General features: G+C 63.4%; 12 protein-coding genes. 2 read left to right on the top strand and 10 right to left on the bottom strand.

Annotation, left to right across the window (positions count from 1 at the left end; genetic code table 11):
- Nucleotide 1: 1 nt before the first annotated feature.
- Complete coding sequence (locus R3175_RS01690; protein WP_318941878.1) at nt 2-928, bottom strand: histone deacetylase family protein; 927 nt, start codon at nt 926-928, stop codon at nt 2-4.
- A gap of 242 nt (nt 929-1,170) precedes the next feature.
- On the opposite strand from R3175_RS01690, the gene R3175_RS01695 reads away from it, so the two are divergent.
- Nucleotides 1,171-3,915, top strand: a complete 2,745-nt coding sequence (locus R3175_RS01695) for a GNAT family N-acetyltransferase (RefSeq protein WP_318941880.1) — start codon at nt 1,171-1,173, stop codon at nt 3,913-3,915.
- Between the two features lie 13 nt (nt 3,916-3,928).
- Here R3175_RS01695 and rdgC read toward each other — a convergent pair whose 3' ends face one another.
- The 8 genes from rdgC to R3175_RS01735 form a co-directional block, all read right to left on the bottom strand.
- On the bottom strand, nt 3,929-4,858 hold the full coding sequence (rdgC, locus tag R3175_RS01700) for a recombination-associated protein RdgC (RefSeq protein ID WP_318941882.1): 930 nt from the start codon (nt 4,856-4,858) through the stop codon (nt 3,929-3,931).
- Nucleotides 4,859-4,934: 76 nt separating this feature from the next.
- Nucleotides 4,935-5,135 (bottom strand): DUF2788 domain-containing protein, encoded by a 201-nt coding sequence (locus tag R3175_RS01705; protein ID WP_318941884.1) that lies wholly within the window; start codon nt 5,133-5,135, stop codon nt 4,935-4,937.
- Nucleotides 5,136-5,150: 15 nt separating this feature from the next.
- Nucleotides 5,151-5,921, bottom strand: a complete 771-nt coding sequence (gene yaaA, locus R3175_RS01710) for a peroxide stress protein YaaA (RefSeq protein ID WP_318941885.1) — start codon at nt 5,919-5,921, stop codon at nt 5,151-5,153.
- 38 nt (nt 5,922-5,959) lie between these two features.
- On the bottom strand, nt 5,960-6,202 hold the full coding sequence (locus tag R3175_RS01715) for a glutaredoxin family protein (protein ID WP_318941887.1): 243 nt from the start codon (nt 6,200-6,202) through the stop codon (nt 5,960-5,962).
- A 16-nt stretch (nt 6,203-6,218) separates the two neighbouring features.
- A complete protein-coding gene (locus R3175_RS01720; protein WP_318941889.1) occupies nt 6,219-6,968 on the bottom strand; it encodes a YciK family oxidoreductase in 750 nt (249 codons plus the stop codon).
- A 40-nt stretch (nt 6,969-7,008) separates the two neighbouring features.
- The gene (gene gph / locus R3175_RS01725; RefSeq protein WP_318941891.1) at nt 7,009-7,674 is read right to left on the bottom strand and encodes a phosphoglycolate phosphatase; all 666 of its coding nucleotides are present in this window, start codon (nt 7,672-7,674) and stop codon (nt 7,009-7,011) included.
- Entirely contained in the window at nt 7,671-8,399 is a 729-nt protein-coding gene (ubiG, locus tag R3175_RS01730) for a bifunctional 2-polyprenyl-6-hydroxyphenol methylase/3-demethylubiquinol 3-O-methyltransferase UbiG (RefSeq protein WP_318941892.1), read from the bottom strand. Before ubiG ends, gph begins: the two co-directional genes overlap by 4 nt.
- A 54-nt stretch (nt 8,400-8,453) precedes the next feature.
- Nucleotides 8,454-9,794, bottom strand: a complete 1,341-nt coding sequence (locus R3175_RS01735) for a TRZ/ATZ family hydrolase (RefSeq protein WP_318941894.1) — start codon at nt 9,792-9,794, stop codon at nt 8,454-8,456.
- 207 nt (nt 9,795-10,001) lie between these two features.
- On the opposite strand from R3175_RS01735, the gene mtnA reads away from it, so the two are divergent.
- Nucleotides 10,002-11,078 carry an S-methyl-5-thioribose-1-phosphate isomerase gene (mtnA, locus tag R3175_RS01740; protein WP_318941895.1) on the top strand — a complete coding sequence of 359 codons (1,077 nt, stop codon included), beginning with the start codon at nt 10,002-10,004 and terminating at the stop codon, nt 11,076-11,078.
- Between the two features lie 6 nt (nt 11,079-11,084).
- Here mtnA and R3175_RS01745 read toward each other — a convergent pair whose 3' ends face one another.
- The gene (locus tag R3175_RS01745) at nt 11,085-11,909 is read right to left on the bottom strand and encodes an XRE family transcriptional regulator (RefSeq protein ID WP_318941897.1); all 825 of its coding nucleotides are present in this window, start codon (nt 11,907-11,909) and stop codon (nt 11,085-11,087) included.
- Between the last annotated feature and the right edge of the window lie 34 nt (nt 11,910-11,943).

Genomic DNA, 11,943 nt, shown 5'->3' on the forward strand with positions numbered 1-11,943 from the left:
GTCAGCCGACGCGGGCCAGCCCCGCCAGATGGGCGGTGACACTCTGGGCCAGTGCGGTCAGGTGGTAGCCGCCCTCCAGCGTTGATACCAGGCGGTCATTGGCGTGGTCGTGGGCGACGCTGGTGAGCATGTCGGTGAGCCAGCGGTAGTCGTCCGCTTCCAGATTCAGCTCTGCCATCGGGTCCAGCCGGTGGCCATCAAACCCCGCCGAAACCAGAACCAGTTGGGGCCTGAAGTCCTGTAACCGGTGCAGCCAATCGGTCTCCACCCGCTTGCGGTATTCCGCCGCGGAGGTGCCCGCCGCAATGGGGGTGTTGACGATGTTGTCCGCCATGCTGTGGCTGTGGGAGTGGGGATAGAAGGGGTGCTGGAAGCTGGAGCACATCAGGATGCGCTCATCCCCCTGCACCACATCCACCGTGCCATTGCCCTGGTGCACATCGAAATCCACGATGGCAATACGCTCGAGCCGGTGGAAGTTGAGGGCGCGCATGGCCGCCAGGGCAATGTTGTTGTAGAAGCAGAAGCCCATCGACTTGGCGCGTTCGGCATGATGTCCCGGCGGACGGGCGCAGACAAAGGCGTTGGTGACCTGGCTACTCAGTACCATGTCCACAGCCTGCAGGTTCGCTCCGGCCGCCAATCGGGCGGCCCGCAGGGAACCGGGCATCAGCGCCGTGTCGGGATCGGTAAAGACGCGGCCCTGGGTGGGCTGCATCACGTCGAGTTGATGCAGGTACCGCTCTGGATGGACCGAGAGCAGCTGGTCGCGGGTGATTTCGTCTGGCTTGATCCAGTCCAGCCGCTGCGCCAGCTCGGTGTCGGCCAGGTAGCTGATGATGGCGGACAGCCGTTCCGGTGATTCCGGGTGTTCCCGGCCCATGTTGTGCTTGGCGCAATCGTCGTGTGAGAAAAACGCTGTTGTCATGATTGGTTCGAGACTCTGCAGACGGCCTTTATCCGAGACGGGCCGGATCGGTCCTGTTTTTTTTCATGGTATCAGGGATGTCCGGAGCATGCCGACTTTCTTTGGTCGTAGGGATGCCCGCGCCTGTGGCCGTGAGGTAGGGGGATACCCCGGTTTACATCAACCAATGAACGCCTAAGATAAGGGAGAACAAGGAGCTCCTCATACGCTCCGGATCGATCCCTTCGCAAGGAGCCCCAACCTTGGGTACCCGCTATCTGGAAAGCCTGTTCAACCCGACTTCAATCGTTGTGCTGGGGGCCTCGGAACGCGCCGACAGCCTGGGCGGCATGGTGCTGCGCAACCTGATGGGCGGCGGCTACCCTGGCCGGCTGCTGGTGGTAAACCAGAACGACTACGACGATGTGCACGGGGTGCCCTGTGTGAAGAAGGTGTCGCGGATGCCATTTACTCCCGACCTGGCAATTGTCTGTACGCCACCGGACACGGTACCGAAAATGATCCGGCGGTTGGGAGAAGCCGGTGTACGCACCGCCATCGTGATGACCGGGGGCATGTCGCGGGAGCACAGCAAGACCGGTCAGCCACTGATGTTTTCAGTGCGGGAGGCGGCCAGGGAAACGGGTATCCGGGTTCTGGGGCCCAACACCATTGGCCTGATGGTGCCCGCCCGCAGCCTCAACGCCACGTATGCCCATATGGGGGCGATCCCCGGCAAGGTGGCGTTTATTGGCCAGTCCGGCACCATTGCCAGTTCGGTGATCGACTGGGCCTTTGCCCGGGGGGTGGGCTTTTCCTACTTCCTGACGCTCGGCGATGGTATGGACATCGATCTCGATGACCTGATCGATTACCTGGCCCAGGATAGCAAGACCCGGGCGATCCTGCTGCACATCGAACACATTCCCAATGCCCGGCGCTTCATGTCGGCGGTGCGGGTGGCCTCGCGCACCAAGCCGGTGATTGCCGTCAAAAGCGGCCGGGTGCCGGAGTCCGAATGGCTGCCCTATGAGTTGCCTGCGGGGTTGTACCGGACCGACCCGATTTTTGATGCGGTGTTGCAGCGGGCCGGTGTCCTGCGGGTGGATGGCTTGGGGCAGATGTTCGACGCCCTCGAAACCCTTACCCGGATGCGGCCCTTGCGGCGGGAGTCGCTGGCAATAATGGCCAACGGGGTCGGGCCGGGGGTCCTGGCGGTGGACCGGCTGGCCCATTCCGGCGGTCAGCTCGCCAGCCTGTCGCAGGATACCATCGAGGAACTGGCGCAGTTGCTGCCGCAGTACTGGACCCGCCGAAACCCCATCGATCTCAACTACGATGCGTCCCCGGAGCTTTATGCCAGGGCCATCAAGATCCTGGCCAGGGACCCGGAAGTCTCCAATGTGCTGGTGATGTATGCCCCAAGCCTGACCGAGGACAGTTTGCAGATTGCCGATGCCGTGGTGGAAGCGGTGAAGGGGACCCGGCTCAACGTCTTCACCTGCTGGCTGGGGCAGAGCACGGTGATGGACGCCCGCGACGAATTCTACCGGGCGGGGATCCCCTCGTTCTTTGCGCCGGAGAAAGCGGTTAAGGCCTTCATGCAGCATATCAATCACCAGCGGGTGCAACGCCTGCTCACCGAGACCCCGGAGTCCTTTACCGACCACTTTGCCGACCATTCCCGAACCCGCAAACTGATACTGCGGGCCCTGAAGGCCGGCCGCCGGCATCTGTCCAACCGCGAGGCCCGGGAGGTGTTGCGGGACTACGGCGTGGCCACCATCGACACCCACTACTGCGACGACATGGAAGAGGTGATCGAGGTGTTTTCGGTGGAGCGGCGCCCGGTGAACGTCACCCTGATCCACGAGGCGTCCTGTCACCCTTTCCTGGAGCAGCGGACTGGCCGGGGCCGGTACAAGGCGACCGACCATGACCTGAACAGCGAAGCGGCGATCATGGACGCCTGCCGGTCACTGATGGAGGAGTACCGGCGGCACTTTCCGGAGAGCGGGTTTATCGGCTTTGCGGTGCAGCACGCCTACCAGCATGTTGGCGGCATCGCCTTCAGTGTGGGCATTACCCGGGATGCCAACTTTGGCCCCTTGGTGGTCTGTGGCGCCGCCGGTGCCCAGATCAACGTGGCGACAGACCGCCAGATTGCGTTGCCGCCGCTGAACATGGTGCTGGCGCGGGAGCTGTTGCGGCGTACCTACATGTTCAAGCTGCTGCAGGAGTACAGCTTCCGCCCGGAGGAGGACATCCGGGCGGTGTCGGAAACCCTGGTGACCCTGTCCCAGATTGTGATCGACATTCCCGAGATCAAGGGGCTGGAGATCTCTCCCCTGTTGTTCAATGAGCAGGGCACGGTGGCCGTCGATGTTGCCATCGATCTGTCCGAGCAACCGGGGCGGCCGATTATCCAGCCCTATCCACGGGAACTGGAGGAATGGATCATGCTGCCCAAGTCCGGGCGCCGGGTCATCATCCGGCCGGTGCTGGCGGAGGACGAACCCGCGCACCGGGTGTTCCATCAGAAACAGTCGCCGGAGTCCATCCGCTATCGTTTCTTCCAGTTCCGCAAGCACTTCTCCCGCGAGGACGTGGCCCAGATGGTCCAGATCGACTACGACCGGGAGATGGTGTTCATTGCCAATGCCCCTCGGGAGGATGGCGAGGGCGAGGAAACCCTGGGCACGGTGCGGGTTTGGACCGACGCCGACAACCTGCGCTGCGAATTTGCCGTGATGGTCGACGACAAGATGAAGGGGGAGGGGCTGGGGGCCGCCCTGATGCAGAAGATGATCGATTATTGCCGTGCCCGCGGCACCGTGGAAATGGTGGGCAATGTCCTGCCGGACAACCGTCCGATGCTCCAACTGGCCGAGCACCTGGGGTTTGAGGTGACCTACAACCGGGAGGAAGAGGTCATGGACCTGCGTTTGGTGCTCAACGAGCCGGAGAAAGAATGGCAGCGGGAACGCCTGGGGGCGGCGTCCCACTGACCGGGTAGGGGGATCAGGCGGCTTCCACGATGGCAGAGCGGTCCTCGCCCCCCAGGGCTTCCAGTAGCCCCGGAATCAGGCGGGCCAGTTCCAGGGTCATCAGGGAAAAGGCGGCGTCAAAGCGGGCGGCGGCATCGTCTGCGTCCACGTCATCCAGCTTTTCCTGCAGGGTGTCGCCGAACTTGAGGCGGCGGATGCCCAGTTCCTCATCCAGCACGAAGGACAGGGTGTCCTCCCAGGTCAGCGACAGCCGGGTGGCCTGCATGCCGGCCTCCAGATGGTTGCGGATCTCGTCCCCCTGAAGGTCCAGGCCCTTGCACCGCACCACGCCGCCGTCCTCGGATGGGTCCTTGAGTTCGCACTCGGTGCCCAGGGTCAGGGTGGCGGGCAGGTCGACGGTTTCGTTGAGCCAGCCGGTGAGGGTAAAGGCTGGCGCCTGCTCCACCGCGGGCGGCCGTACCGGCAACGATCCCAGGCTCTTGCGCAGGGTGGAGGCGAGTTCCTCGGCCTGCTTGGCGGAACCGGCGTCGACCACCAGGAAACCGTCCTTGGGTGCCAGGTAGGCGTAGCAGCGGCGGTTCTTGGAAAACGCCTTGGGCAGCATCTCCAACATCACCTGCTCCTTGAGCTCGTCCTTCTCCTTGCGGCGAACCTTGCGATGCTGCTCGGCTTCGATGGCCTCCACTTTTTCTTCCACCAGTTCTTTCACCACCGGCCCCGGCAGGATCTTTTCCTCCTTGCGCAGGGTAATCAGGTGGTAGCCGCCGGCGCTGTGCACCAGTTGTTCGCCATGCTTGCCCAGGGGCGGGACCCAACCCTGACGTGAGGTTTCCTGGGGGCCGCACGGCTTGAAGGCGTCTTCCTGCAGTTTCTCTTCGAGCGCCTCGGCGGTGATGTCGAAGGGCTTGGTGAATCGGAATACACGGGCGTTGCGAAACCACATGATGATTGGATCCTCGTTATTGTGTGGTCGGAAAAGGGCGCGGGATGATACGGCCACCCTGGGTGGCCGTAAAGCGTTAGATCTGCATGATTTCGACCAGTACGGTCTTGATGATAAAGCCGAGTACCCCGGCACCGAGCACGGTGAACAGGGCGATGGTGCCGAACCGGCCCGCCTGGGATTTCTTGGCCAGGTCCCAGACGATAAAGCCCATCCAGCCGATGAGGGCGGTCAACAGCACCGCCAGGGCGAGTTGGGAAAAGACTGCTTCGTTCATTGCTTGCTCCGGAGGTTAGGATTCTTTACGCAGGAACACCCAGTTGTCGCGGTCGGACTGCTCGTCACTGAACCGGTAACCCTCCAGGTCGAACCCCTTGAGGTCGTCCGCCTGGGTGATGCGGTTCTGGATGGCGTACCGGCACATCAGGCCGCGGGCCTTCTTGGCGTAGAAACTGATCATCTTGTACTGGCCGTTCTTCCAGTCCTTGAACTGGGGGGTGATCAGGCGGGCATTCAGTGCTTTCTTGCGCACGCTCTTGAAGTATTCGTTGGACGCCAGGTTGACCAGTACCCCGTCATCCTCCGCCAGCAGACGGTTCAGGGCCTCGGTGATCCGGTTGCCCCAGAAGGCGTAGAGGTCCTTGCCGCGGGAGTTTTCAAATCGGGTGCCCATTTCCAGCCGATAGGGCTGCATCAGGTCCAGGGGCTTGAGGATACCGTACAGGCCGGACAGCATACGCAGGTGCTGCTGGGCGAACTCGAGGTCGCCTTCGTCGAAGCTGCCGGCGTCCAGGCCGGTGTAGACGTCGCCCTTGAAGGCCAGCACGGCCTGGCGGGCGTTGTCCGGGGTAAACGGCAGTTGCCATGCCTGGAAGCGCTCGGCGTTGAGCTGGCCGAGCTTGTCACTGATCTTCATCAGATTGCTGATCTGGTCCGGGGCCAGTGCCTTGAGCTGGTCCACCAGTTCACAGGCGTCGTCCAGGAACTCGGGCTGGGTGTAGGCCTCCGTGGCCAGGGGGCTTTCATAGTCCAGGGTCTTGGCCGGTGAAATCACCATCAGCATGGGCGCATCCTCTAAGTATTCGATGACTTGGGCTGGTGTCAGGCTCCGGGGCGCAGGAAGTCCAGCAATTGATCGCGGTCAAACGGCCAGTCCAGCTCGGCGCCGGTATCGTTGCGGCGCAGTACCGGAATTCGGGTGCCGTAGGTGGCCACCAGTGCTTCCGACTGGGCAATATCCACCGCTTCCACCGGAATCGGCTGGGAAAGCGGGGTATTGATCAGCAGGTTTTCGGCCAGTTCGCACAGGTGGCACTGGGCGGTGGTGTAGAAGATCAATTCCATAGGTCGGGCTGTCCGGTTACTTGGGCTGGGCGTCCAACTGCTGACCGTTGACCCCGTCGCTGTCACGGCCCATCAGGTACAGGTAAATGGGCATGATCTCCTCGGGGGCGGGGTTCTGCTGCGGGTTTTCCGCCGGGTAGGCGTGGGCCCGCATGTTGGTGCGGGTGGCCCCGGGGTTGAGGCTGTTGACCCGGATGTTGTGGCGGTCGTCGTCCAGCTCCTCCGACAATAGCTGGCTCAGGCCTTCCAGCGCGAACTTGGAGACCGCATAGGCGCCCCAGTAGGCCTTGGCGCGACGGCCGACGCCGGAGGACGTGAAGATCACTGAGGCGCTGTCGGATTGGCGTAACAGCGGAATGACCGCCCGGGTCAGCAGGAACGGCGCCGTGGCATTGACCTGCATGACCTTGTTCCAGGTTTCCGGGTCGTACAGTTCCACCGGGCTGCGGGTGCCCAGAATACCGGCATTGTGCAGTACGCCATCGAGGCGGCCGAAGGTTTCCTCGATGGTCATCGCCATCTCTTCGTATTCCTTGACGGCTGCGCCCTCCAGGTTCAGGGGCACGATGGCTGGCTGCGGGTGCCCCGCCGCCTCAATCTCATCGTAGACCTCTTCCAGCTTCGAGGTGGTGCGGCCCAGCAAAATCACGGTGGCACCGTGGGCCGCGTAAGTCTTGGCGGCAACGCGACCGATACCGCTACCGGCTCCGGTGACCAGGATGATGCGATCCTTCAGCAAATCGGCCGGTGCTTGGTAATCCTGCATAGTGGCTCTCCGATACGGCAATCTGGGTTGGGCGGATAAACTAGCGGTATTGTATCAGCTTTGTCAGGTCGCTGACCGTGTCGGCCACCAGGTCGGCCTGCCAGGAATCGACCTCCTCGGGATGCTCGATATAGCCGTACCGCACGGCAATGGTGGTCATGCCGGCGTTGCGGCCGGCTTCGATGTCACGACGGTGATCGCCTACGTAGATACCGCTAGCCGCGTCCACCCCGATTTGCTTGCACGCCAGCATCAACGACTCCGGGTGGGGCTTGCGCTGGGCCACGTGGTCCGGGCAGATCACCGCGGCACAGCGCTCGTCCAGTTGCAGGGCGTGGAGCAGGGGGGTGGTGAAGCGCTCTGGCTTGTTGGTGACGATGCCCCAGGGAATCGCCGTCTCCTCCAGCCAGTCCAGCAGTTCCGCCATGCCGGGAAACAGCTGGGTTTCCTCGGCGACCCCGGCTTCGTACAGATCGAGGAACGCGGTGTGGTATTCCTGGTAATCCGGATCTTCCGGCACCAGCCCGAACCCCACCTCGATCATCGCCCGGGCACCGTTCGAGACGGAAGGACGGATGTGCTCGGGGGGCAGGGCGCCCAGCCCCCGTTGCACTCGAAGCTTATTGAGACAGCGGATGAAATCCGGGGCAGTATCAATCAGCGTGCCATCCAGGTCGAACAGCACGGCGGACGGTGCGGGGCTCACGAGGCGCTCTCATCCTTGCGGCTGTCCACCGCGTGCATCAGGTAGTTCACGTCCACATCCCGGCCCAGGCGGTAGGCCTTGGTGATGGGGTTGTAGGTCATGCCGGTGAGATCGCGGATGTCGAGCCTGGCTTGACGGAGGTAGTTGGACATTTCCGATGGGCGAATGAACTTGCGCCATTCGTGGGTGCCCTTGGGCAGCATCCCCAACACGTATTCCGCACCAACGATGGCGAACAGGAACGACTTGGGATTCCGGTTGATGGTGGAGACGAACAGGTGACCACCGGGCTTCAGCATCCGGGCACAGGCGTTGACCACCGAAGCGGGGTCCGGCACGTGCTCCAGCATTTCCAGGCAGGTGACCACATCGTACCGACCGGCTTGTTCCGGGTCTGCGGCCAACTCCTCTACCGTGGTCTGCCGGTAGTCCACCTTGACGCCCGACTCCAGGCCGTGCAGCTTGGCAACGTTCAGCGGCGCCTCGCCCATGTCGATGCCGGTCACGTGGGCACCGCGCTGGGCCATGCCTTCCGACAGCAGGCCGCCGCCGCAGCCGACATCGAGCACTGTCTTGCCCGCCAGGGAGGCCCGTTCGTCGATATAGTTCAGGCGCAGGGGATTGATTTCGTGCAACGGCCGGAACTCGCTGGTGGGGTCCCACCAGCGGCTGGCCAGGGCTTCGAACTTGGCCACTTCGTTACGGTCGACGTTTTGGTTGCTCATGGTTGCTTCCAGTTTGGCGTCAGTCGGTCGGGCTTGCGGATGCGTCTGTCACCGTTACCCGGCCGGTTGGTTTCGGATTCGGTCGGACCAGGCCTGCACTCGCAGCATCAGGTCCGGTACGTCAATTCGGGTCAGCCGACCGTCCTGGACCTGGGGAACCCCATTGATCCAGCTGTGGCTCACCTGCCGACTGTGGCTACTGTATACGAGGTGAGAGGCCGGATCATAGACCGGCTGCAGGAACGGATCGCTCAGGTCCACCGCGATCACGTCCGCCAGTTTGCCGGCTTCCAGGGTGCCCAGTTCCTCGGCCCGACCCAGCGCCCGGGCGCCGTTAATGGTGGCCATGGCCAGGGCCTCGTGGGCGGACAGGGTCGCGGCGTCACCGGCGACGACCTTGGCCAGCAGGGCGGCGGATTTCACCTCGCCGAACAGGTCCAGGTCATTGTTGCTGGCGGCGCCGTCGGTGCCAATGGCCACATTGACCCCGGCCCGCTGCAGCCGGCCCACCGGGCACTGGCCGCTGGCCAGCTTGAGGTTGGATTCGGGGCAGTGCACAACGTGGGCGCCGGAGGACTGCAACAACCGGACATCGGCATCGTCAATCTGGGTCATGTGGACGCATTGGGTGTTGGGGGTCAGCAGCCCCAGTTCCGCCAGCCGCTGGGTCGGGCGCCGGCCCGTTTTCTCCAGGGCCTCGCTCACCTCGAAGGCGGTCTCATGCAGGTGGATCTGGATGGGCACTTGCTGCGACATCGCCAGCTCCAGGGTTTCCCGCAGCGGGCCGTCGGAGACCGTGTAGGGGGCGTGGGGACCAATGCCGGGCATGATGAAGGCATCCCCTTGCCACCGTTCAATGAGTGCCGCCCCCTTGCGCAGGTAGTCTTCCGGGCCGGAGCCCCACATGGTGGGGAAATCCAGCAACGGAAAACACAGTTGCGCGCGGACGCCAGCGTCATGGGCAACCTCGGCGGCCACTTCCGGGAAGAAGTACATGTCCGAGAAGCTGGTGGTACCGGTGCGCAGCATTTCGGCGATGGCCAGTCGGGTGCCGTCCCGGATGAAGGCTTCGTCCACGAAACGGCCTTCCGCCGGCCAGATATGATCGTTCAGCCAGGTCATCAGCGGCAGGTCGTCGGCCAGTCCCCGGAACAGGGACATGGCGGCATGACCGTGCAGGTTGATCAGCCCCGGGAGCAGCACGTGCTGACCCAGGTTGATGGTTTCCTTGGCCCGGTACCGCTGATCGGCCTCGGCCTGGTCGATCACTGCGGCGATGCGGTCGCCCTGAATCATCAGCGCCTGCTGTTCCAGCACCACGCCTGCCGGTTCAATGGGGATGACCCAGCGTGCATTGATGCGAATATCTGCTGCCACGATCGTCTCTGCCATCATTCTGTTGCCTTTGTCCTCATGCTCTCCGCTCCCCCATCCATGGCCTGAATGGCGCACGCTAAAGTAAAATTCTGGCCAGAAAGTATAACCACCGCGCCCGGGCGTCACCAGCCTGGTGACAATTGAGACCTGCCCGGCTGCGAAAACCGGTTATACTGGCGCCCTTGCCAGTCGACCCGTATTTCTAACCAAATCTGGAGTAGCAACATGCCGGACAGTTCCCAAGCCACCAGCCCCGCCGAGCCGAACCGCGCCCTGGGAACGGTCGCGATCCGATGGCAGGGGCATTGCCTGGAGCTGCTGGATCAGCGCCTGCTGCCCGGAGAGGAGCGTTGGCTGGCCCTCGACAGTGCCGCAGCGGTGGCAGACAGTATCCGGGATATGGTGGTCCGCGGTGCGCCGGCGATCGGCATCAGCGCCGCCTATGGCGTGGTCCTGGCGGCTCGGCAGGCCGGGATCGATCGCTGGCGCGAGGACATCGCCGAGGCCATGGCTGTGCTGGCGGGTTCCCGGCCAACGGCGGTGAATCTGTTTTGGGCCCTCAATCGCATGGAACAGGTGCTCGATCGTTGCGCCAGCGTTGACCAGGCGCGGCAGCAGCTGGCCACGGCGGCAGAGCAGATCCATGCGGAAGACCTGGCGGCCAACCTGGCGATGGCCGACCATGCCCTGTCCGTGATGACGGAGGAAGCACCCTTCTCGGTCTTAACCCACTGCAACACCGGGGCGCTGGCCACCGGAGGCTATGGCACTGCGCTGGGGGTCATTCGCCGATTGCACGAAACCGGTCGCCTGCATCGGGTGTACGCCGACGAGACCCGGCCCTGGCTGCAGGGAAGCCGATTGACGGCCTGGGAGCTGGAGCGGGATGGCATTCCGGTCACGCTGAACGCCGACGGTGCTGCAGCCTGGATCATGGCTCGGGGCGATGTGAAATGGGTCATTGTGGGGGCCGACCGGATCACCGCCAATGGCGATGTGGCCAACAAGATCGGTACCTACAGTCTGGCGGTGCTGGCAAGGCACCACGGGATAGGTTTCATGGTGGTGGCACCTTCGAGCACCGTGGATATGTCACTGGACAGCGGGCAGGCCATCCCCATTGAAGAGCGGGAGGGTACCGAGGTGCGTCAGGTGCGCAGTGAAGCCCTGGCGCCGGAGGGGGTGGCGGTGTTCAATCCGGTGTTCGACGTCACCCCGGCGACCCTGATCGATGCCATTGTGACCGAGCGTGGGGTGATTGAACGGCCCGACTGCGAGGGCATGGCGCGTTTGTTTGGGTAGCGGATCTCAGGCGTTGCGTTTGGACCGGCGGCTGTGCTTGTCGCTGGCGCTGGCCTCGGTCTTCTGCTGGAACTCCGCCTCCAACCGGGCCTTCAGCGCCGCCGCCTGTTGCTCCTGCTCTTCCACAAAGTGCAGTGACATCTCGAAGCTGCGGCGGGTGAACTCCAGCACCTTCTTGAAGCCCTCATCGGACAGGTGGCGGGCGTCGTCGTGGCTGCGGAAGATATTGATGAACTGCCGTTCCCGCTCAAACTGCAGCGGCAGACGCCCCACGCCCCAGTCATTGAGGACCTGCCAGGCCTCCGGGTTGTAGGTGCGGGCGGTCCGCAGGACAAAGGGAATGGGGTCGTTGCGGGCGACCAGTGCCGCCAGTCGCAGGATCAGCTCGAAGGACAGGGTGGCGGTGCCATTTTCAATGGCCTCCAGGATGGACTTGTCCTTGAGGTTGAGGGCCTCGCTCATCTCACTGAGGGTCAGGCCCAGTACCTGGCGAATGTCGCTGAGGGACTGTCCGGCGGCGAGCATCATGCGCAGCTGGTCCTGGGACTTGATCAGTGCCTTGCCCACCTTGAGGGAGGTATCGGTGGACCGGGAGGCGAAGCGCAGGGCGGAACCGGTGATACCGGCGAGCCGCTCCATCAGGGAGTCGTCCTCCCGTGCGGATGCCTTGGGTGGGGGGGATTCGCGCCGTTTACTGCCGGAGGCCTTCTGCTCCCCGCTCAGGTCCTCGGTGAGATGTTCTACCTGTTCCATGGACGCCATGGCGTGCATGGCGTCCATCAGAAGCCCTTCCAGGGCGCGGGCTCGTTGCTTGTCGTCGTCTTTGGACATACACCCTGTCTACGAGTCTGTTCTGGCCCTTCCG

The organism is Marinobacter sp., assembly GCF_033722735.1.
GTDB lineage: Bacteria > Pseudomonadota > Gammaproteobacteria > Pseudomonadales > Oleiphilaceae > Marinobacter.